At 75.7% G+C, this 21,182-nt stretch carries 15 protein-coding genes; 8 read left to right on the top strand and 7 right to left on the bottom strand.

What is annotated here, in order from left to right; translation table 11 throughout:
* Window positions 1-35: 35 nt before the first annotated feature.
* The 4 genes from ACIP60_RS19250 to ACIP60_RS19235 all read right to left on the bottom strand — a co-directional run bounded on the left by ACIP60_RS19250 (window position 36) and on the right by ACIP60_RS19235 (window position 6,758).
* Entirely contained in the window at window positions 36-905 is an 870-nt protein-coding gene (locus ACIP60_RS19250; RefSeq protein ID WP_400685888.1) for a LysR family transcriptional regulator, read from the bottom strand.
* Between the two features lie 466 nt (window positions 906-1,371).
* The gene (locus tag ACIP60_RS19245; RefSeq protein WP_400685886.1) at window positions 1,372-4,227 is read right to left on the bottom strand and encodes a cellulose binding domain-containing protein; all 2,856 of its coding nucleotides are present in this window, start codon (window positions 4,225-4,227) and stop codon (window positions 1,372-1,374) included.
* A gap of 284 nt (window positions 4,228-4,511) precedes the next feature.
* The gene (locus tag ACIP60_RS19240) at window positions 4,512-5,591 is read right to left on the bottom strand and encodes a LacI family DNA-binding transcriptional regulator (protein ID WP_400685884.1); all 1,080 of its coding nucleotides are present in this window, start codon (window positions 5,589-5,591) and stop codon (window positions 4,512-4,514) included.
* Between the two features lie 219 nt (window positions 5,592-5,810).
* On the bottom strand, window positions 5,811-6,758 hold the full coding sequence (locus tag ACIP60_RS19235; RefSeq protein WP_400685882.1) for an alpha/beta fold hydrolase: 948 nt from the start codon (window positions 6,756-6,758) through the stop codon (window positions 5,811-5,813).
* A 179-nt stretch (window positions 6,759-6,937) separates the two neighbouring features.
* Between ACIP60_RS19235 and ACIP60_RS19230 the strand changes: the two genes are divergently transcribed.
* Window positions 6,938-8,974: a BTAD domain-containing putative transcriptional regulator gene (locus ACIP60_RS19230; RefSeq protein WP_400685880.1), complete on the top strand. Its 2,037-nt coding sequence runs from the start codon at window positions 6,938-6,940 to the stop codon at window positions 8,972-8,974.
* Window positions 8,975-9,229: 255 nt separating this feature from the next.
* Entirely contained in the window at window positions 9,230-10,921 is a 1,692-nt protein-coding gene (locus tag ACIP60_RS19225; RefSeq protein WP_400685878.1) for a PP2C family protein-serine/threonine phosphatase, read from the top strand.
* Window positions 10,922-10,986: 65 nt separating this feature from the next.
* Here the strand turns inward: ACIP60_RS19225 and ACIP60_RS19220 are convergent, their stop codons facing one another.
* The gene (locus tag ACIP60_RS19220) at window positions 10,987-11,850 is read right to left on the bottom strand and encodes a universal stress protein (protein ID WP_400685876.1); all 864 of its coding nucleotides are present in this window, start codon (window positions 11,848-11,850) and stop codon (window positions 10,987-10,989) included.
* Window positions 11,851-12,163: 313 nt separating this feature from the next.
* Between ACIP60_RS19220 and ACIP60_RS19215 the strand changes: the two genes are divergently transcribed.
* The 3 genes from ACIP60_RS19215 to ACIP60_RS19205 all read left to right on the top strand — a co-directional run bounded on the left by ACIP60_RS19215 (window position 12,164) and on the right by ACIP60_RS19205 (window position 15,857).
* Window positions 12,164-12,817 (top strand): pyridoxamine 5'-phosphate oxidase family protein, encoded by a 654-nt coding sequence (locus ACIP60_RS19215; protein ID WP_400685874.1) that lies wholly within the window; start codon window positions 12,164-12,166, stop codon window positions 12,815-12,817.
* Between the two features lie 253 nt (window positions 12,818-13,070).
* Window positions 13,071-15,290, top strand: coding sequence for an NADP-dependent isocitrate dehydrogenase (locus ACIP60_RS19210; protein ID WP_400685872.1), 2,220 nt, complete (start codon window positions 13,071-13,073; stop codon window positions 15,288-15,290).
* Between the two features lie 96 nt (window positions 15,291-15,386).
* Window positions 15,387-15,857, top strand: coding sequence for an NUDIX hydrolase (locus tag ACIP60_RS19205; RefSeq protein WP_400685870.1), 471 nt, complete (start codon window positions 15,387-15,389; stop codon window positions 15,855-15,857).
* Between the two features lie 41 nt (window positions 15,858-15,898).
* On the opposite strand, the gene ACIP60_RS19200 is transcribed toward ACIP60_RS19205, so the two are convergent.
* Together ACIP60_RS19200 and ACIP60_RS19195 are read right to left on the bottom strand one after the other, a co-directional pair.
* A complete protein-coding gene (locus tag ACIP60_RS19200) occupies window positions 15,899-16,435 on the bottom strand; it encodes a GNAT family N-acetyltransferase (protein ID WP_400685867.1) in 537 nt (178 codons plus the stop codon).
* Between the two features lie 98 nt (window positions 16,436-16,533).
* Window positions 16,534-16,962, bottom strand: coding sequence for a GNAT family N-acetyltransferase (locus ACIP60_RS19195; RefSeq protein WP_400685864.1), 429 nt, complete (start codon window positions 16,960-16,962; stop codon window positions 16,534-16,536).
* A 183-nt stretch (window positions 16,963-17,145) separates the two neighbouring features.
* Between ACIP60_RS19195 and ACIP60_RS19190 the strand changes: the two genes are divergently transcribed.
* The 3 genes from ACIP60_RS19190 (at window position 17,146) to ACIP60_RS19180 (ending at window position 21,162) form a co-directional block, all read left to right on the top strand.
* Entirely contained in the window at window positions 17,146-18,306 is a 1,161-nt protein-coding gene (locus ACIP60_RS19190; RefSeq protein ID WP_400685860.1) for an FAD-dependent oxidoreductase, read from the top strand.
* Between the two features lie 193 nt (window positions 18,307-18,499).
* On the top strand, window positions 18,500-20,170 hold the full coding sequence (locus tag ACIP60_RS19185; RefSeq protein ID WP_400685858.1) for a ricin-type beta-trefoil lectin domain protein: 1,671 nt from the start codon (window positions 18,500-18,502) through the stop codon (window positions 20,168-20,170).
* A 236-nt stretch (window positions 20,171-20,406) separates the two neighbouring features.
* Window positions 20,407-21,162: a TetR/AcrR family transcriptional regulator gene (locus tag ACIP60_RS19180; protein WP_400685855.1), complete on the top strand. Its 756-nt coding sequence runs from the start codon at window positions 20,407-20,409 to the stop codon at window positions 21,160-21,162.
* The last annotated feature ends 20 nt before the right edge of the window (window positions 21,163-21,182 follow it).

The raw sequence follows: 21,182 nt of genomic DNA, 5'->3' as shown, positions 1-21,182 counted from the left end.
CCGCCCCGCCGGGTCCCGTCCGGCCACGGTCACGGTCAGGGCGGGCCGAGCGGGACGTCCCGGAGCGCGGCCCGGGCCGCCGAGCGGGCGGCCCCGATCACCGGTTCGCGGGCGGAGGGGGAGAAGGCGAGGTAGACCGGGAGGGGCTCCGGGTCCGGACAGAGGGTGCCGGACGGCACCGGACGCAGCGAGGGGTCGGTGTGGTGCACGTTCGCGGTCAGCACGGTGTAGGCGAGCCCGGCCCGGACCGAGGCCCGCACCGCCAGCGGGTCCGAGCACCAGGGGGCCGACCGCCAGGGGACGTTGTGCTCGGCCAGGGTCTCGATGATCCGCCGGCTCAGGGCCGAGCGCTCACTGACCAGGGCCACCGGGACGGGTTCCTCGGGCAGCGGCGAGTCCGGCCCGTACCAGGCCACCCGCAGCCGTCCCAGCATCTCGCAGCGCGGCGTCTCGATGCCCAGCAGGATCGCCGCCTCCAGCTCCCCCTGGGCGACCCGGTCGGCCAGCGCGGCGCTCAGGCCGGTGGCGATCGAGCACTTCAACTGCGGTCTCTCCGCCGCCAGTTCGCTGAGCATCGTGCGCAGACCGTCGGCGAAGTGGACCGAGCAGCCCAGGCTGAGCGAGTCCAGCGAGCCCAGCGTCGATATCCGGCCGAGCACCTCGTTGTTGAGCAGGATCACCCGGCGGGCGTGCGCCAGCACCTCGCGGCCGACGGGGGTCAGCAGCAGCGGGCGTCTGGTGCGTTCGAACAGCGGTGCCTGGACAATGGATTCCAGCCGCTGGATCTGCTGGCTTATGGTCGGCTGGGTGACGTGCAGGGAACGGGCGGCACAGGCGAATCCGCCTTCGTCGACAATCGCCACGAGCGCGCGCAGCAACTTGACCTCGATGTCGCGTAAAGACACTTTCACGCACCTGCTTCTCGGTAGACACGGCCACGCCGATGGCCATGTGGGGGACCGGGCACGGAAAGGGGCTTCCGAGTGGCCCGGAGGGCAGGGAAACCGGTCAGTGCCGGCCGTTTCGCGAAGGAGTCAGCAGGGCCTGTTTTCGGGTGGAATCTCCTTCGGGAAGCGGACGGGAGAGACGGCCGGGGCAGGGGTGGGACACCGCCCGGACACGGCCGCCCCACCCGCCGGCGGGCCCGAAGCGGTGCCCGCCATTCCTGAATACTCGCATGCCCGATCGATTATTAAACGGGGCGAGCGTGACGTGACCGGATCGCGCGCTTCCTGTGAACGGTGCGTCCGGAATCCGTCAGTGGGACTGCCGGTGCGAGGGGTGGGCCCGGGCACGACGGAGCCCGGGGCGCCTCCTCCGTGAGGAGGACGCCCCGGGCTCCGGGCGCGGGGTGGTCGGTCTGCCGGTGCGTCAGCCGGTCTTCACGGCGCACGCGGCGCCGTTCAGGGTGAACGCGGTGGGGGCGGTGTTCGCGGTGCTCCAGCTGCCGTTGAAGCCGAAGGAGACCGAACTCCCCGGGGCGATCGTCCTGTTGTAGCCCGCGTCGGTGACGGTCACCTTCGCGCCGCTCTGCGCGACACTGCCGTTCCACAGCGAGGTGACGCTCTGGCCGCTCGGGAAGGTCCACGCCACCGTCCAGCCGTTGACCGGCGCGGTGCCCCTGTTCGCGACCGTCACGTTGGCGCCGAAGCCGCCGCCCCACTGGCTGCTCACCGCGTAGGTGACCTCGCAGGAGGAGGTGCCGCTGCTCGGCGAGGAGGACGGCGACGGGGACGGGGAGGCGGAGGGGGACGGCGACGGGGACGAGGAGGCGGAGGGGGACGGCGACGGGGACGAGGAGGTGGAGGGGGACGGGGAGGCGGAGGTCGAGGCGGACGGGGAGGGCGAAACGCCGCCCGCCGTGTCGCCGTACAGGACGCCCCGGCCGTTGGTGCCGACGTAGACCCGGCCGTAGATCCGCGGGTCGCCGGTGATCGCGCCGCCGGTCCAACCCCACTGGTGGGCGTCGTCGTTGATCCGGACCCAGCTCGCGCCCGCGTCGTCCGAGCGGAACAGGCCGCGCACGCCGCCGATCTTCGCGGAGGTGTACATCGCCGGGTGGGTCCGGCCGGGGGCGGCCTTGCCGAAGCCGATGTTGTCGGCCTGGTCGACGCCCGGCTGCTTGGCGAAGGTCGCGCCGCCGTCGGTGGAGTGCCACAGGCCGTAGCTGGTGGTGGCGGTGCCGCCGGCCAGCCAGACGTCGCCCCTGGTGCCCGGGACGGCCTTGAAGCGCACCGACTCGGCGGGCAGGCCGCTCGCCTTGGCGGTGAAGGTGGCGCCCGCGTCGGTGGAGACGTAGAAGGTGCCGCCGGACCAGCCGTAGAAGGTCTTCGGGTCGACCCGGTCGGCCTGCACGCTCGCGCCCGCCGGGATGCCGGTGGCGGCCGTCCAGGAGTTGCCCGTCCCGGCGGAGCGGTACACGCCGGTGCCCTTCGGGCTCCACACGGTGGCCGAGCCGTCCGCCGCGAGGGCGACCTGCCCGCCGCCGGTCACGCCGGCCGGTTCGGCGGAGGCGGCGAACCAGTGGGAGCCGCCGTCCGTCGAGTAGCCGATGTGCTTCTCGGTCGAACCGGACGCGGTCTCGCCGACCCGCACCATGGTGGCCGGCGCGGCCTCGGCGAAGTCCATCGAGGTGCCGGAGGTCAGGTCCGGCTGGGCGAAGGTCTGCGACGGGACCTTCGTCGGGTCGTCGTGCCGGAAGCCGCCGAGGTCGCTCAGCGAGCTGAGCAGCGGCGCGCCGGTCGGCGGCGAGATCAGCTCGTTGGCGGCGGTCTCCTCGAGGCCCTTGACCACCGGGGTGATGGTGAGCTTGGCGCCCTTGTCGAAGTCGGTCAGGTTGGAGGAGCCGTACAGCGTCGCGCCGGTGCCGTACAGCATCCGGTCGGAGTCGAACGGGTCGATCTCCAGGGCCTCGGTCATCCAGCCGAGCTTCGGCGCCTCCTCCGGCGCGGAGGCGTTCGCGTGGAAGGTCAGCCACGGCACCGCGGAGACGTCCATGGTGTACCGGTCGACCCGGTTCGGGTAGCCGTCGTACGACCAGAACGGCTTCCAGGTCGCGCCCGAGTCGGTCGAGCGCCAGATCTGGGTGTCCGGCCACCACGAGCTGTAGCCCGTCACCATCAGCACGTTCGGGTGCCGGCGGTCGACGGTCAGGCCCGAGTAGCCGAAGTAGTTGTCGCTGCTGTTCGAGGACGGCACCGGGCTGACGTTCGTCCAGGCGCCGGTGTCCGTCGCGTACTTCCACACGTCGCCGTGCGCGCCGTCGTACGGGCCGCCGGTGTCCGAGTACGAGACGAACAGGTTGCCGCCGGACGCGTCCAGCACCGCCTTGTGCGGGACGAAGCCGGTCGGCTGGCCGCCGATCCTGGTCCAGGTCGCCCCGCCGTCGTCCGAGCGGTAGACGCTGTTCTGCTGGTCCGCGACGCCGACGAACACCGTCCTGGTGACGCCGTTGACGGTGCCGCTGCCCTGGTCGAACACCTCCCACAGGATGCCCAGCGGGTCGTTCTGGTAGCCGGAGGTGTCGGTCGGGTCCGGCGCGTACGTGCCGGTCACCGGGAAGGCGCTGACCCGCGACCAGGTCACGCCGTAGTCGGTGCTGCGCCACAGCCCCTTGCCGCTCGGCGCGCCGAACCAGAGCACCGCGTCGTTGTTCGGGTCGATGGTGAGGCGCTCGCCCATGCCGCGGCCCGGCATGTTGCCGCCGATCTTGAACGGGAGGGTGGTGCGCTGCCAGGTCCTCCCCTGGTCGGAGGAGCGCAGGATCGCGCCGTTCGCCGGGTCCCAGCTGTTGGTGTAGGTGCCCGCCGCGACGTACACCCGCTTCGGGTCCCTGGCGTCGGTGGCCAGGCTGGCCACCCCGGTCAGGCCCCAGTCGTCCCAGCCCAGCGAGTCCAGCAGCGGGATCCACTGCTTGGTCGCCGGGTCCTGCCGGTACGCGCCGCCGATGTCGGTGCGGGCGTACACCAGGCCCTGCTGCCCCTGGTTGAACACGATGCCCGGGATGAACCCGCCACCGCCGATCTGCACGTTGTTCCAGCTGTACGGCTGGCTCCCGACGGCCGCCGCACCCGTCGGCTCGGCGGCACTGGCGGTCGGCCGGGGCAGCACCGTGGTCGCCACGCAGGCGGCGAAGGCGGCGACGGCGGCCACCACCGCCAGCACCGGCCGGCGTCCGCGCACCGAGGGCCGCGAGGCGGCCCGGCGCTCCGGGGGGACAGGGGTCATGGGGGCTCTCCTCGGTCACGGGTGCGGAGGACCAGAAAAGCCGCCCGGTCCGCCCGGCCGACAGCGGCCGGGTTCCGCACGGGGGTGAAACCGCAGGTCGGTGCCGCGCCCGCGGTGGAAGTTACATCGGCTCCAGGGCCGACCGGCGCCCCGGGAACCGGCCCTGACGGAGCGTCGCGCACCTGCGGCGGGCCGCGTTCGACAGCCGTTCGACGGCCCGCCGCCGGCCCGTACGCGTCCCCGCCGCCCGGACGGCCTCCACCGGGCGGCGGGCGGGGCCCCGGTCAGCAGGACTGGCGCACCACCAGGTGGGTCGGCAGCACCACGGAGCGGCCCGGCGCCGCGTCCTGGAGCAGCTCCACCGCGCGGGCGCCCAGGTCCTCCACCGGCTGGCGGACGGTGGTCAGGCCGGGCCGGGAGGTCGCGGCGGCCGGGGAGTCGTCGAAGCCGATCACCGCGACGTCGTCCGGCACCCGCCGCCCGAGCCGGCGCAGCGCCCGCAGCGCGCCCACCGCCATCGCGTCCGAGGCGGCGAACACCGCGTCCACGTCCGGGTACTGGTCGAGCAGCCGGAGCATCGCGTGCTCGCCGGAGCGCGACCCGAAGTCGCCGTAGGCCACCGCGCAGCGGGCCGGGTCGCCCCGGTCGGCCAGCGCCCGCCGGTAGCCGGCCAGCCGGTCGGCGCCCGCGGCGGTGTCCGGCGGCCCGGCGATGGTGGCGATCCGCCGCCGCCCGGCCCGGTGCAGCAGGTGGACGGCGGCGCGGGCACCGCTCAGGTTGTCGGCGTCCACGTGCGCCAGGCGCTGCGACTGCGGCGGCCGGCCCAGCGACACCACCGGCACGCCCGCGGCCTGCACCAGCCCGGGCAGCGCGGGGTCGCCCCACCGCCCGACCAGCAGCACGCCGTCCACGTGCCCGCCGCACAGGTAGCGCACCAGCGACGGCCGGGCCGGCCCGGGGCCCGCCGTCAGCACCACCAGCTCCCGGTCCGGGACGACGCGCTGCGCGCCCGCCAGCAGCCGCACCGGGAACGGGTCGGCGTGGAAGCGCAGCACGTCCGCGAACGCCACCACGGCGATCGCCCCGGTGTCCCGGGCCGTCGCGGCGGGCGCCCGCCGGCGGACGTAGCTCAACTCGCGGGCCGCGCGCTCGACGCGGGCGGCGACCTCGGCGGACACCGGCGCGGACCGGTTCAGCACCCGGGACGCGGTGGCGCTCGACACGCCCGCGCGGGCCGCGACCTGGGCCAGCGTCGGGCCGGGGGACGCGCTCGGCGCCCCGTCCGGCCCGGAGATCGGGAACGGGACGGCGCGACCCGGCTGGCGGGTGGCGCCGATCGGCTGGGGGAGCGGGTGAACGGGCAACGCGGTCGCCCTTCCTGGCACGGGGTGGGGGAGCCCATGGCCACCCGCCCGGGGCCATCGGTGTCCGCACCGTAGGGTCCTGGTCGGTGGACCGTCAAGAGCTCCGACACGACCTTCTCCCCGCCCCGCCCGAGCCGGGCCCCGCTCCCCACCTGCCCCCGCCCGAAACCTCCCTGACGCACCGTCGGAACATCCGGTCCCGAAGGCCACCGCCGACGGTCAGCGGGCCAGCAGCTCCCGGACGGCCGCCGTGATCTCGTCGGGGGACTCCTCGGCCATGAAGTGGCCCGCGCGGGTCAGGCGGTGGTCCAGGTCGGGGGCCCAGGCGCGCCAGACTCCGGCGGCGTCGTAGCCCAACTGCGCGCCCCAGTCCTGCTGGACGACGGTGACGGGCACGGCCAGCTGCGACCCGGCGTCCAGGTCGGCTCGGTCGTGCAGCACGTCGATGCCCGCGGAGGCGCGGTAGTCCGCGACGATCGAGGGGACCGCGGCGGCGCTCGCGCGGAGGTACTCGGCGCGGACCCGCGGGGGCAGGGCGGCCGGGTCGTTCGCCCAGGTGTCGAGGAAGGAGCCGAAGAACGCGTCCGCGCTGTTGGCGATCATCGTCTCCGGCAGGCCGGGCGGCTGGGCCATCAGGTACAGGTGGTAGCCGACCGCCGCCGAGGTGCCGTGCAGGACGTCCCACATGTCGAGGGTCGGCACCACGTCGAGGATGCCCAGGTGGGTGACCGTCCCGGGGTGGTCCAGCCCGGCGCGGAAGGCGACCAGCGCGCCCCGGTCGTGCCCCACCAGCGCGAACCGCCGGTGGCCGAGCGCCGCCGCCAGCGCCACCACGTCGGCGGCCATCGTGCGCTTCGCGTACACCTCGGGGCCGGTGGCCGCGGGCTTCCCGCTGGCGCCGTAGCCCCGCAGGTCGGGGCAGACCACCGTGTGCTCGGCGGCGAGCCGCCCGGCGACGTGCCGCCACATCAGGCGGGTCTGCGGGAAACCGTGCAGCAGCACCACCGGGCTGCCGCTGCCGCCCACCCACGCGGCCAGCTCCACCCCGTCCGCGCCCGGCAGCCGGACGTCCTCGAAGCCCTCGAAGTCCTCGAAGCTCTCGAAACCTGCGGGGCCTGCTGCGGGACCGGGCGTGCCGGACGTGCCACCGGATGTCAAGGACGTCATGACAGGGACCTCTTCCTCGGACCGGGTTCCCCGGATCGGGAACCGACCGCACCAGCCTCGGCGACGCCGATCAGCAACCGATCAGCATCCGGATCGGCGACCGCCCGGCGACCGCCCGGCCACGCCGCAGCCCCCGCCGCCCCCGCCGTCCGCGCGCCGCTCCGGGGCAGGATGGGGCCATGCGAATCGACGTGCTCGGTTCCGTCCGGGCCCGGCGCGCGGACGGGACCCCGGTGGGACTGGGCGGCCCCCGCCACCGCGAAGTGCTGGCCCGGCTGGTGGCCGCCGAGGGGCGGATGGTCCCCACCGACACCCTGGTCGACGCGCTGTGGGACGACCCGCCGCCCCGCGCCGTCGGCGCCCTGCGGACCTTCGTCGCCGCCCTGCGCCGGGCCCTCGAACCCGACCGGCCGCCCCGCACCCCGCCGCGCCTGCTGGTCACCGAGGGCCCCGGCTACGCCCTGCGCCTGCCCCGGGCGGACGTCGACGCCCACCGCTTCCAGGACGTCCTCGCCCGCGCCCGGCACGACCCCGCCACCGTGCCCGAACTCACCGCCGCGCTCGCCGACTGGCGCGGCCCCGCCTACGCCGACCTGCCCGACCGGCCGTGGGCCCGGCGCGAGCGGACCAGACTGGAGGAACTGCGGCTGGACGCGATCGAACTGCGCGCCCGCCTGCTCCTCGACGCGGCCCCGACCGCCACGGACGACACCCGGGCGAGCAGCACCCCCGACCCCGCCCCCGACCTCGCCCCAGTCCCCACCCCGACCGCCCAACTCGCCGCCCTCGCCGCCGAACTGGGCGCCCACGTCGACGAGCACCCCTGGCGCGAACCGGCCTGGGCCCTGCTCGCCCGCGCCCTGCAGCGGGCCGGCCGGCAGGCCGACGCGCTGGCCGCCCTGCGCCGCGCCCGCACCCTGCTCGGCGAGCGGCTCGGCCTGGACCCGGGCGCGGAACTCCAGCGCCTGGAGGCGGACATCCTCACCGGCGCCGCCCCGTACGGGCAGCCGCCCGCCGCCTGGAGCGTGCCCGGCGGCCGGCTCGGCCCGCGCACCACCGTCGACCTCGCCCGCACCCTCTCGCTCGCGGGCGGCGACGCCCTGCTGCACGCCCGCCGCGACCGCCTCGCCGCGATCCACGCGGCCGAACGCACCGGCGACGCCGAGCTGACCGCCCGGGTCATCGGCGCCTACGACGTCCCCGCGCTGTGGAGCCGCGCCGACGACGCCGAACAGTCCCGCGCCGTGGTCGAGGCCGCCGAACGGACCCTCGCCGCGCTCGGCCCGGCCGCCCCCGACGCGCTGGCCGCCCGGCTGCTGGCCACCGTCGCGGTCGAGAGCCGCAGCGCCGACCTGACGCCCGACCGGCTGCGCCGCGCCGGGCGGGCCGCCCGGCGGGCCGAGTCGCTGGCCCGCGGCCTGGGCGACCCCGCGCTGCTGGCGTTCGCCCTCAACGGGGTCTTCCTGCAGTCCTTCGGCCGCCCCGGCCTGGCCCCCGACCGGGACCGCACCGGCGCCGAGATCCTCGACCTGGCCACCCGGCACGACCTGCCGCACTTCGCCGTCCTCGGCCGACTCGTCCGCCTCCAGTCCGCCTCCGCGCTCGGCGACCTGGACGCCGCCGCCGCGCACGCCCGGGCCGCCGAACGGCTCGCCGCCAGCACCGAGGCGCCCCTGGTCGGCGTCCTCACCGGCTGGTTCCGGGCCCGGGCCGTGGCCGACCGCAGCACCCGCCCCGGCGGGCCGACCGCCGCCGAGGCCGCCGCCCGCTACCGGGACGCCGAAGCGACCCTGCGCACCGCCGGGATGCCCGGCCTGCGGCGCGGCCTGCTCCCGCTCGCCCTGCTCGGCCTGCGCCTGCTGCACGACCGGCCCGCCCCCACCGACCCGCGCCTGGACTGGGGCCCGTACCTGCCCTGGGCGCGCCCGCTGCTGCTGCACGCCCAGGGCCGCCGGACGGAGGCCGCCGCCGCGCTCGCCGCCCTGCCCGACCCCCCGTCCGACCACCTCCAGGAAGCCCTGTGGTGCCTGACCGCCCGCGCCGCCGCCCTGCTCGGACAGCCCGCCCCCGCGGCCCGGGCCGCCCGGGCCCTGCACGCCGCCTCCGCCGAACACGCCGGAGCCGCCAGCGGCCTGCTGACCCTGGGCCCGGTGGCCCGCTACCTGGCCGAGGCCCGCGCCTGCGCCGGGGGGAACGGGGGGAGCGGGGAGGCATAGGGAGAACGGGGCGGGCTCCGTCCGCGGCGGAGTCGTCGAACGCCGCGCACCGCCGACCGCCCTCGCTGCGCCCGCGTCCGCGCCCGGGGTGACGCCGCCCCGGCCGCCCCAGCCCGCCGGAGACCCCCGGAGACGGGGGCGCCGGCCCCCGGCGGCCCGGCCCGCCCCGCGGCTCACCCGTCCGGTCCGCCGAGGTCGCCGCCCGGCCGGGCCGCCGGAAAAGTGGCGGAGAACGCCGACCGGAGAGGGGCTGCCGTGTACGGGCGACCGCAGCGGGCCGATTGGGGCGAGGCCCTGCGCCGCACCGTCGAGCGGCTGCGCGAGGAGCAGAGCCGGGCCGCGCCCGCCGAGCCGTCCGGGCCGCCGCCGGTCGTCCCGGACGCCGCGCTCGACCCGGACCTGGCCCGCCCGCCGGACCGCGACCTGCACCACCTGCTGGACGCCCTCCCGCAGGCCGCGGTGCTGGCCGAGCCGGTGCTCGACGCGGCGGGCGACGTCCGCGACCTCGCCGCGGTGATCGTCAACGAGGCCGTGCTCCGGCACCCGCACCACCCCGGCCAGGCGCACCGGCAGGCCGCCGAGGAGGGGCGCGGCGTCTCGCTGCGCGAGGCGTACCCGGGGCTGTGGAGCGCGGCGTTCGCGGACACCGTCGGCGAGGTGCTGCGCACGGGGCACGCGGCCCGTTCGGTGCCGGTGCGGCGGCGCTACCCGGTGTCCGACGGCGGCACCCGCACCCGCCGCGAGCACGTCACCGCGCACCGGCTGGGCCGGCGGCTGCTGCTGGTGTGGCCCGACGACCGGACCGAGGAGATCGCCCGCGCCGCGCAGCGGATCGCCCGGGTCGGCTGGGCCGAGTGGGACCTGCACGAGGACCGGCTGGACGTCTCGCCCGGCCTGGCCGTCCTGCTCGGCCTGCCCCCCGACACCGCCGCCCTCCCCCCGGGCCGGGCGCTGCGCCGGGTCACCGAGACCGCCCGTCCCGCCCTGTACCGCGAGCTCGACCGGCTGCTGGCCACCGGCGAGGACATCGACGTGCTGACCGAGCTGTACGGGCCCGGCCGGCCGCGCCGGGTCCGGCTGGTGGCCGAGGCGGTGCGCGAGGACGGCGGGCCGATCGAGGGCCTGCGGGTGGTGCTCCAGGACGTCACCGAACTGTGGGAGAGCCGGCGGCGGCTGCGCGAGCAGCAGGAGGAGACCGAGCGCCAGGCCCGCCGCGCCGACACCGAGCACTACGTGGTGCAGCGCCTCCAGGAGGCGCTGCAACCGCGCTCCGCGGCCCTGGTCGGGACCGGCGTCAGCACCGCGGTGGCCTACCGCCCGGCCGAGGGCGGGGTCGGCGGCGACTGGTTCAAGGTCCGTCAACTCCCGGACGGCCAGGTGCTGTTGGCGGTCGGCGACGCGCGCGGGCACGGCCTGGACGCGGTCGCCCTGATGTCGATGCTGCGGCACGCGCTGGCCGGACTGGCGTTCACCGGCGCGCTGGTCGAGTCCCTGGGCGGCTGGCTCAACCGGATCGCCTGCGACGAGGGCGACGAGGCCACCGCCACCGCGATCGTCTCCCGCTACTACCCCCACCGGCGCCTGCTGCGCTGGATCTGCGCCGGTCACCCCCCGCCGGTCCTGCTGCGCGACGGCCGGGCCGCCCCGATGACCCCCGAGACCGGCCCGCCGCTGGGCGTGCTGCCCGACGTCTCCTACCGGGCGGTGGAGACCTACGTCCGCCCCGGTGACACCGTCCTGCTGTACACCGACGGCCTGATCGAGCGCCGCGACCAGGACATCGACGCCCGCCTCGCCGCGCTCTGCGCGGCCGTCCACCGGCACGCCACCGAGGACTGCGCGACCGGACCGGACCTCCAGGAACTGGTGGACGCCGTGGTGCGCGACATGTCCGGCCCGCTGTCGGAGGACGACGCGACGCTGCTGGCCTTCCGCTTCGACCGCTGAGCCGCTGAGCCGCGGGGATGCGGAGACGCTGGGGGCTCAGCGGCCGGGGCCGGTGGGTGCGGGGGTCAGTCGTGCGGTATCACCGCGACCGGGGCCTGCGCGTGGTGGATCACCGCGTGGGCCACCGAGCCGAGCTTGCTGCCCAGGCCCAGGGTGCGCCGGCGGCGGCCGACCACCACCAGGTCCGACTGCTCGGACGCCTCGACCAGGGCCGCCGCGCCGCCACCGGTGCGGACGTCCTCCAGCACCAGCGTGCGCGGGTACTTCTCCCGCCACGGGGCGACCGCCTCGGCGACCATGCCGACCGCCAGCGCGCCCAGCTCCTGCTGCTCGGTCTCGACCGGGATCCACCCGGCGTACCCGTAGGCCGGCGGCAGCTCCCAGCCGTGCACCACCCGTACCCGGGCGCCGCGCAGCCGGGCCGCCTCGAAGGCGAACTCCAGGACGGCGTCGTTCGGTTCGAGCGCGTCCAGGCCGACGGTGACCTCCGGCTCGTGCCGCTCGGGCTCCGGCCCGCCCTCGCGGACCAGCACCACCGGCGCCGCCGAGCGGCCCGCCACGCCCAGGCTGACCGAGCCGACCAGCAGCCCGCGGAAGCCGCCCAGCCCGCGGGTGCCGATCACCAGCAGCTCCCCCTGCTCGGCGGCGGCGGTCAGCCCGTCGACCGCGGCGTCCGGCACCAGCTCGCCGGAGACCTCCAGGCCCGGGTACGCGGCGGTCAGCTCCCGGGCGACGTCGTCCAGCATCGCCCGCCCGCCGCCCTCCAGGTCCCCGGTCCCGACCCGGCCGTCGGACGTGCGGCCCAGGTACGGCCAGGCGTGCAGCAGCCGCAGCGGCGCACCCCGGCGGCCGGCCTCCTGGGCGGCCCAGTGCGCGGCGGCGCGGCTGCGGACGGACGCATCGACTGCGGCGAGAACGGGACGAGTCATGGCAGTGCCTTCCCTGTACGAATCCCCGTGGGCCCCCATCGCCCGGCACCGGGGTCGTGGCCCACTCTGCTCCGGCCCGGCCGGGCCCGCCAGGGCCGGCGGGCCCGGCCGCCCGGGGCCGTTGGTCCCGGGCCCGCCCCCGCACCCGCGCCCCGGCGCTCCGGCGGCGAAGACAGGTCCAAGGCCCCTGCCGGGCCGGGCCCGGGTCGCGGACCATGGGGGTACCGGCCGGACGCAGTACGCAGTACCAGGCGCCGGGAGCAACCCGTCCCGCGCACCGGCCCGGACCGACGATCCACGGGAGGTGACCGGAGTGACCACCGACCACGCGGCTCCGACCGCGCTCGCCCGCCGCTTCGCCGACCGCCTCGCCGACCTCGGACTCACCGAGGCGCAGGCAGCCGCACGGGCCGGCATGTCGACGGCGTACCTGCACCGCGTCCTGGAACTCGGGCCCGACTTCGACCCGCTCGCGCTGCTCCGGCTGGCCGCCGTCCTCGGCCTGGAGTACGAGGAGCTGGTGGCCGGCCGCCCCGCCGAACGGGTGAGCCGTCCGGCCGGCCCCGTGCTGGTCGGACCGCCCGTCCTGGGCGAGCTCGACGGCGCCGAGTGCTGGCGGCGCCTGGGCGCCAACGGCCTGGGCCGGATCGCCCGCACCGGCCCGGACGGCCCCGTGGTGCGCCCCGTCGGCTACCTGGTGCACGGCCGCACCGTCCTCTACCGCACCGCCGAGCACGGCCCGCTGGCCCCCGGGGCGGGCGGCGACGCCGCGTTCGAGGTGGACCGCGCCGACGGTGACCTGCGCGAGGGCTGGAGCGTGCTGATGGTCGGCCCGCTCGAGTACGTCACCGAACCGGCCCTGCTCGCCGAACTGCCCCGGCCCGCCGGACACGGCCGCTGGGTGCGGCTGACCCCGACCACCGTCACCGGGCGGAGCATCCGGACGGCCGACGCCCCCGGGAGCTGAGCCCGCGGGCGCGGGCCGGCGCGCCCCGTTCCACGCGGTCGTCTTCGGCGGGACGGCCCGCAACCTCACCGCCCGCGCCGAGGCGACCGCGACCGAGGCGACCGCGGCCTGGACCTCCCGTGCCGACGCCGCCGACCCGGGCGCCGCCCGGACCGAGTCGGAGTGACCGCCGGTCGGGGGGTTGGTTGCGGAGATCCCCCCGGGACGAGATATCTTGACGTCAAGACGTTCAGACGTGGAAGCTGGAGCTACGGTGACTGACTCGACCATCATCTACACCCACACGGACGAGGCCCCCGCCCTCGCCACGTACTCGTTCCTGCCGGTCGTCCAGGCGTACGCCGCCACCGCCGGTGTGAGCGTGGAGACCCGCGACATCTCGCTGGCCGGTCGGATCATCGCCGTCTTCCCGGAGTACCTCCAGGAGGACCAGCGCATCGCGGACGCCCTCACCGAGCTGGGCGAGCTGGCCAAGACCCCCGGCGCCAACATCATCAAGCTGCCGAACATCTCGGCCTCCATCCCGCAGCTCAAGGCCGCCGTCGCCGAGCTCCAGGCCCAGGGCTACGCGCTGCCCGACTACCCGGACGAGCCGAAGACCGACGAGGAGCGCGACATCCGCGCCCGCTACGACAAGGTCAAGGGCTCCGCCGTCAACCCGGTGCTGCGCGAGGGCAACTCCGACCGCCGCGCCCCGCTGTCGGTCAAGAACTACGCCAAGACCCACCCGCACCGGATGGGCGCCTGGTCGGCCGACTCCAAGACCAACGTCGCCACCATGGGCGTCGACGACTTCCGCTCCACCGAGAAGTCCACCGTGATCGCCGCCGACGGCGCGCTGCGCATCGAGCTGGTCGCCGAGGACGGCACCGTCACCGTGCTGCGCGAGAAGGTCCCGGTGCTGGCCGGCGAGGTGGTCGACGCCTCCGTGATGCGGGCCGCCGCGCTCAACGAGTTCCTGGCCGCGCAGGTCGCCCGGGCCAAGGCCGAGGGCGTGCTGTTCTCGGTGCACCTCAAGGCCACCATGATGAAGGTCTCCGACCCGATCCTGTTCGGCCACGTGGTGCGCGCCTTCTTCCCGAAGACCTTCGCCGCGTTCGGCACCGACCTGGCCGCCGCGGGCCTCAACCCGAACAACGGCCTCGGCGGCATCCTGGCCGGTCTGGACAAGCTCCCCAACGGCGCCGAGATCAAGGCCTCCTTCGACGCCGAGATCGCCGACGGCCCGGCCCTGGCCATGGTCGACTCCGACAAGGGCATCACCAACCTGCACGTCCCCAGCGACGTCATCGTGGACGCCTCGATGCCGGCCATGATCCGCACCTCCGGCCACATGTGGGGCCCGGACGGCAAGGAGGCCGACACCCTGGCCGTCCTGCCCGACAGCTCCTACGCGGGCGTCTACCAGGCCGTCATCGAGGACTGCCGCGCCCACGGCGCCCTCGACCCGGCCACCATCGGCTCCGTCCCGAACGTCGGCCTGATGGCCCAGGCCGCCGAGGAGTACGGCAGCCACGACAAGACCTTCGAGATCGGCGCCGCCGGCACCGTCCGCCTGGTCGACGCGAACGGCGAGACCGTCCTGGAGCAGGCCGTCCAGCCCGGCGACGTCTTCCGCGCCTGCCAGACCAAGGACCTGCCGATCCAGGACTGGGTCAAGCTGGCCGTCACCCGCGCCCGCGCCACCGGCGACCCTGCCGTGTTCTGGCTGGACGCCGAGCGCGCCCACGACGCCGTGCTGATCGAGAAGGTCAAGACGTACCTGCCCGAGCACGACACCGAGGGCCTGGACATCCGGGTGCTCTCCCCGGTCGAGGCCACCAAGCTCTCGCTGGAGCGCATCCGCCGCGGCGAGAACACCATCTCGGTCACCGGCAACGTGCTGCGCGACTACCTCACCGACCTGTTCCCGATCCTGGAGCTGGGCACCAGCGCCAAGATGCTGTCGGTCGTCCCGCTGATGGCGGGCGGCGGCCTGTTCGAGACCGGCGCCGGCGGCTCCGCCCCGAAGCACGTCCAGCAGCTGGTCAAGGAGAACTACCTGCGCTGGGACTCGCTCGGCGAGTTCTTCGCGCTGGCCGCCTCCTTCGAGCACCTGGCCGGCACCACCGGCAACGCCGGCGCCAAGGTCCTCGCCGACACCCTGGACCGCGCCACCGGCACCTTCCTCAACGAGGACAAGTCGCCCTCGCGCCGCCTCGGCGGCATCGACAACCGCGGCAGCCACTTCTACCTGGCCCTGTACTGGGCCCAGGAGCTGGCCGCCCAGACCGAGGACGCCGCGCTGGCCGCCGCGTTCGCCCCGCTCGCCGCGACCCTGGCCGAGCAGGAGCAGGCCATCGTCGACGAGCTGATCGCCGTCCAGGGCCAGCCCGTCGAGCTCGGCGGCTACTACCAGCCCGACCCGGCCAAGGCCGCCGCCGTGATGCGCCCGTCGAAGACCCTCAACGACGCGCTCGCCACGCTGGCCTGACGCTCCGTCGGACCGCCCGGACGCCGTCGCGCACCGCCCTCCGGGGCGCGGCGGCGTTCCGCGCTCCCCGGGCGGGCGCGCACTACAGTGCCCGGTATGCCCACCCCGCACTTCATCCTGGACCTGCGCGAACACGTCGGCCACGGCCCGCTCTGGCTCTCCGGCATCACCGCGGTGGTGGTCGAGGACGGCCGCATCCTGCTCAACCGCCGCTCCGACACCGGCCGTTGGGCCCTGCTGCACGGCATCGTCGAACCGGGCGAGCAGCCCGCCGACACCGTGGTCCGCGAGGTGCGGGAGGAGACCGGTGTCACCGTCCGCCCCGAGCGGATCACCAGCGTCCTCACCCTGCCCGCCTTCGCCTGCGCCAACGGCGACCGCGTCCAGTACCTGGACCTCGCCTTCCGCTGCCGCCCGCTGTCCGGCGAGGCCACCGTCAACGACGACGAGTCCCTCGCCGTCGCCTGGTTCCCCCTTGACGCCCTCCCCCCGCTGGCCCCCAACGACACCCTCCTCCTGGAGAAGGCCCTCACCGACCACCCCGCCCCCTGGTTCGCCCTGGGCTGATCGCGTCAACTCCGTTGCCGCGCACGGCTGCCGGGGGAGGGTCAGCGCGGGTGGCGGACGCCGAACCACTGTTCGGCGCCGTACTCGTGGAAGCGTTCGACCTCGGTGAAGCCGAGGCGTCGGGCGACGCGGAGGGAGGGGGTGTTGGCGGTCCGGGCGGAGAGGACGACGGGTTCGCCGGGGAGGGCGGTGGCCAGCCAGTCGAGGGCGGCGGTGGCGGCTTCGGTGGCGTAGCCGTGGCCCCAGGCGTGCGGGAGGAAGAGGTAGCCGAGTTCGCGTTCGCCGCCCTCGGGGCGCAGGTGGCCCGGGCGTTCGGGGCCGCGCGGGTCGAGTGTGACCAGGCCGATCATCGCGCCGTCCAGGTCGACCACCAGCAGGCCGGGGCGGCCCCGGGGGACGTCGGGCAGGGTGCGTTCGAACTCCTCGCGCGGGCGGGCGCCGCCGATGTGGGTGCCGACCTCGGGGGAGGTGAACAGCTCGACGATCGCGGGCCGGTCGCCGGGCAGCGGCTCGCGCAGCAGCAGGCGGGCGGTCCGGATCGGGGCGGGCGGCCAGGGCAGCGCCGGGGCTTCGGTCATGCCCGTCAACGTATCGTGCACGGCCGATGTCCGGTCAAGGGGCGGCCGGGCCGCGGTGCGGGCGGTGCCGACGGGTCGTCAGGGGGCGTCAGGGGACGTCAGGGGGCGTCCAGGTCGCGGCGCCAGGCGACCTCGGTGGCCAGCGAGCCGTCCGCGAGGTACCGGCGGACCTGCGGGGCGCCGGCGAGGGCGGCGGCGGCCTCCGGGACGGGCACCTCGCGGAAGCCCATGTGCTGCCAGAAGGAGCCCGCGTCGGTGGAGAACAGGTAGACCCGGCGGATGCCGCCGGCGGTGGCCTCGGCGAGGACGTCCTCGACCAGGCGGCGTCCGGCCCCGTGGCCGCGCCGGTCCGGGCGGACGGCGACGCTGCGCAACAGGGCGGCCGGCCGGGCGAGTTCCAGGGCGGCGCTGGCGATCGGCCCGTTGGCGTCGCGGGTGGTCCACAGCAGGGTGTCGGGGTCGTCCAGGCCGTGCGGGTCGAGTCCCTGGGCGTGCAGGAAAGCGGTGATGTCGGGGGCGGTGGTCACCGAGCGGGGTCCTTCCGGTGCGTGCAGTGGCCGGGGCGGCGGTGGGAACGGTACCCGAGGGCTGTTACGCAGAGTGACGCGCCGCCGTGTCGGGCGTGTGAACCCTGCGTGCCGAACTTGTTCGTCACGAACGTGTTCGTTACGCTCGAAGGGCAGCCACCGGACGAACCCGAGGAGCCCGCCGTGACCACCACCGCCCACCACGCCACCGGCCGCACCGCCCACCACCCCCTCGCCGTCCTGGGCGGCGGCCTCGGCGGCCTCACCCTGGCCCGGGTCCTGCACGCGCACGGCATCCCCGCCGCCGTCTTCGACCTCGAACCCGACGCCGCCGCCCGCACCCAGGGCGGCATGCTCGACATCCACCACGACTCCGGCCAGCCCGCGCTCGAGGCCGCCGGGCTGCACGAGGACTTCCGGCGGATCGTCCACCCCGGCGGCCAGGCCCTGCGCCTGCTCGGCCCCGACGCCACCGTCCACCTCGCCGAGGAGGACGACGGCACCGGCGGCCGCCCCGAGGTCGACCGCGGCGACCTGCGCGACCTGCTGCTCTCCGCGCTGCCTGCCGACGCCGTGCACTGGGGCCGCAAGGCGGTGGACGTCCGGGCGCTCGGCGACGGCCGCCACCGGGTCGAGTTCGCCGACGGCGGCGCGATCACCACCGACCTGCTGGTCGGCGCGGACGGCGCCTGGTCGAAGGTCCGCCCGCTGCTCTCCGACGCCCGGCCCGCCTACACCGGCGTCTCCTTCGTCGAGGCCGACCTGCACGACGCCGCCCGCCGCCACCCCGGCGCCGCCGCCCTGGTCGGCGGCGGGATGTTCATGGCCCTCGGCGGCGGGCGCGGCTTCCTCGGCCACCTGGAGTCCGACGGCAGCATCCACGTCTACGCCGCCGTCCGCGCCGACGAGAACTGGCCGCCCGCCGCCGGGCCGGCCGCGCTCCGCGAGGCCGCGCTCGCCGCCTTCGACGGCTGGAGCGAGCGGCTGCGCGCCCTGCTCGCCGACGCCGACGGGGAGTTGACGCTGCGCCGGATCCACGCGCTGCCGGTCGGCCACCGCTGGGAGCGCCGCCCCGGCGTCACCCTGCTCGGCGACGCCGCGCACCTGATGTCCCCGTTCGCGGGCGAGGGCGCCAACCTCGCCATGCAGGACGGCGCCGAGCTCGGCCTCGCCCTGGCCGCCCGCCCCGGCGACCCGGAGGCCGCCCTGGACGCCTACGAGCAGGCCATGTTCGCCCGCGCCGAAGCCTCCGCCGCCGAGTCCGCCGCCAGCCTGGAGCTGATGTTCGGCCCCGACCCGGTCGCCGGGATGCTCGCCATGTTCGCGGGGGCCGTCGAGGAGTGAACGCCGGCCCGGCCGCGTCGGGTGCGGGGCTCCGCGGAAGCTCCCGCGGAGCCTTCAGAAGGTAAACGTTGTAGCGGAGTTCGAAGTCGAACGCGTCCAACTTCTTGTCGAGCGCGGGACTGATCGCCATGCTGCATACATGACATCCCTGAGTGCACGGCCGATGCGCCGCGCGTGGAAGAGAGCGCTCTCATTGCTGCCCGTCGTCGCGCTCACGGTGGCCGCCACCGTCACCGCGACGACGGACACCGCGGTCGCGGCCCCCGCGCCGCCGTCCGGTTTCTCGCTCACCTGGAGCGATGACTTCAACGGCGCGTCCGGGACGGGCATCGACCAGAGCCTGTGGAAGTACGACACCGGGCCGGGCAGCAACTTCGGCACCGGCGAGATCGAGACCATGACCAGCAGCACCTCCAACGTCTACTACGACGGCCAGGGCCACCTGGTGCTCCAGGCGCTGCACTCCGGCTCCGACCCGCGCGCCGGTTGGACCTCCGGCCGGGTGGAGACCCAGTCGGCGTCCTTCGGCGCCCCGGCGGGCGGGGTGGTGCGGATGGAGTCCGTCCTCCAGCAGCCCAACGTCAACACCTCCAACGGCGCCGGGTACTGGCCGGCGTTCTGGATGCTCGGCGCGCCGCTGCGCGACGGGGTGACCTGGCCGAAGTCCGGCGAGATCGACATCATGGAGGACATCAACGGCCGCAGCTCCGTCTTCAGCACGATCCACTGCGGGGTGAACCCGGGCGGCCCGTGCAACGAGTCCACCGGCATCGGCTCCGGCGAGCGCGCCTGTCCGGGCTGCCAGACCGGCTTCCACGACTACGCGGTGGAGATCGACCGCTCGGTGTCGCCCGAGCAGATCCGGTTCTACCTGGACGGCGGCAACTTCTACACCGTCAACGCCAACCAGGTGGACGCCACGACCTGGGCCAACGCCGTCGACCACCCGTTCTTCATCATCTACGACCTGGCGATCGGCGGCGGCTTCCCGGACGCCTTCGGCGGCGGCCCGAACGCGGCCACCGTCTCGGGCGGCAAGCTGATCATCGACTCGGTCGCCGTCTACAACAAGGGCCCGGGCTCCGGGGGCGGCGGTGGCACGGTCTCCGGCCAGGCCATCACCGGCCCCGGCGGCAAGTGCGTGGACGTGGCGGGCGACGACAACGGCGGCGACGGCACGGCGGTGCAGCTCTGGGACTGCCAGTCCGGGGCCAAGGACCAGCACTGGACCTGGAGCGGCCAGACCCTGCAGACCCTCGGCAAGTGCCTGGACATCGCCGGGGGCAACAGCGCCGCCGGGACGAAGCTCCAACTCGCCACCTGCAACAACGGCGGCTACCAGAACTGGGTCGCCAACGGCGACGGTTCGCTGCGCAACCCCGCCAGCGGCCGGTGCGTCGACTCCCCGTCGGGCGCCACCGCCAACGGCACCCGGCTCCAGATCTGGGACTGCAACGGCTCCGGCGCGCAGAAGTTCGCCATCGGCGCGCCGATCTACGGCCCCGGCGGCAAGTGCGTGGACGTGGCCGGTGACGACAACGGCGGCGACGGCACGGCGGTGCAGCTCTGGGACTGCCAGTCGGGCGCCAAGGACCAGAAGTGGACCTGGAGCGGCCAGACCCTCCAGACCCTCGGCAAGTGCCTGGACATCGCGGGCGGCAACAGCGCGGCCGGGACGAAGCTCCAACTCGCCACCTGCAACGGCGGCGGCTACCAGAACTGGGTGGCCAACGGCGACGGTTCGCTGTCGAACCCGACCAGCGGACGGTGCGTCGACTCCCCGTCGGGCGCCACCGCGAACGGCACCCGGCTGCAGATCTGGGACTGCAACGGCTCCGGCGCCCAGAAGTTCGCCCTGGCCTGAGCGTCAGCGCCAGCGTCAGCGTCAGCGCCAGCGTCAGCGCCAGCGCCAGCGTGAGCGGTGAGCGCGGCGGGTGCGGCGGGTGCGGCGGCGCGGGGGTCGTGCCGCCGCACCCGGTGCGGTGCGGGGGCCGGAGCGGGGTTCGGTGTGCGGCGCGCTCTGAGAGCGCTTTCAAGGCCGCGTCGACCGTCCCGGCCCGCGCCCCGGGCCCCCGGCGCCGATCATCTATGTTGGGGGCCATGGACGACAGCCCCGCCCCCGCCCCGCGCAGCCGCCGGGAGCGGCCCGCCAAGCCCGCGCTCACCCAGGCCGGCATCGTGGCGGCGGCCGTCCGCCTGATGGAGACCGAGGGGCTCCAGCGGGTCACCATGCGGCGCCTGGCCCAGGAACTCGACACCGGCCCGGCCTCGCTGTACGTCTACGTGGCCAACACGGCCGAACTCCACGCCGCGATCCTGGAGCACCACCTCGGACGGGTCGACCTGGGCGCCGCCGCCGGCGCGGGGGCTGCCGAGCCGGGCACCGCCGGAGACCCGGGCGCAGCCGCCGATCCGGGCGCCGCCGCCGACCCGGGCCGGGACTGGCGCGGGCGGCTCGCCGCGGTGCTGGAGTCCTACACCGCCGTGCTGCTCGAACACCCGGCGCTGGCCCACTCCGCGCTGCTCGCCCGCCCCGCCGGGCCGCACTACCTGGCACTGGTGGAGACCCTGCTGACCCTGCTGGAGGAGGGCGGCGTCCCCGCCGGGCAGGCCGCCTGGGGCGTCGACACCCTGCTCCAGGTGGCCACCGCCACCGCCGCCGAGCACTCCGCCCGCACCGGCGCGGCGGCCGAGGCCGAGCACGGCGCGATGGTCCGCGCCCTGCGCGAGGCCGATCCGTCCCGCTACCCGAAGGTGGCCGCGACCGCCGGGGAACTGGTCTCCGGCCGCCCCACCGAACGGCTCGCCTGGACGTTCCGGATGCTGGTCAACGGGGTGGCCGCCACGCCGCGTTGACGTCCCGTTCCTCGGCGGAG

It is taken from the genome of Kitasatospora sp. NPDC088783 (assembly GCF_044750705.1).
Classification (GTDB): Bacteria; Actinomycetota; Actinomycetes; order Streptomycetales; family Streptomycetaceae; genus Kitasatospora; species Kitasatospora fiedleri.
This window is presented reverse-complemented; position numbering and strand designations above follow the sequence as displayed.

Bases quoted from the DNA above. Each gene is read 5' to 3' on its own strand.
- ACIP60_RS19245 (WP_400685886.1), bottom strand. From the start codon at position 4,227: ATGACCCCTGTCCCCCCGGAGCGCCGGGCCGCCTCGCGGCCCTCGGTG.
- ACIP60_RS19235 (WP_400685882.1), bottom strand. From the start codon at position 6,758: ATGACGTCCTTGACATCCGGTGGCACGTCCGGCACGCCCGGTCCCGCA.
- ACIP60_RS19230 (WP_400685880.1), top strand. From the start codon at position 6,938: ATGCGAATCGACGTGCTCGGTTCCGTCCGGGCCCGGCGCGCGGACGGG.
- ACIP60_RS19220 (WP_400685876.1), bottom strand. From the start codon at position 11,850: ATGACTCGTCCCGTTCTCGCCGCAGTCGATGCGTCCGTCCGCAGCCGC.
- ACIP60_RS19205 (WP_400685870.1), top strand. From the start codon at position 15,387: ATGCCCACCCCGCACTTCATCCTGGACCTGCGCGAACACGTCGGCCAC.
- ACIP60_RS19200 (WP_400685867.1), bottom strand. From the start codon at position 16,435: ATGACCGAAGCCCCGGCGCTGCCCTGGCCGCCCGCCCCGATCCGGACC.
- ACIP60_RS19180 (WP_400685855.1), top strand. From the start codon at position 20,407: ATGGACGACAGCCCCGCCCCCGCCCCGCGCAGCCGCCGGGAGCGGCCC.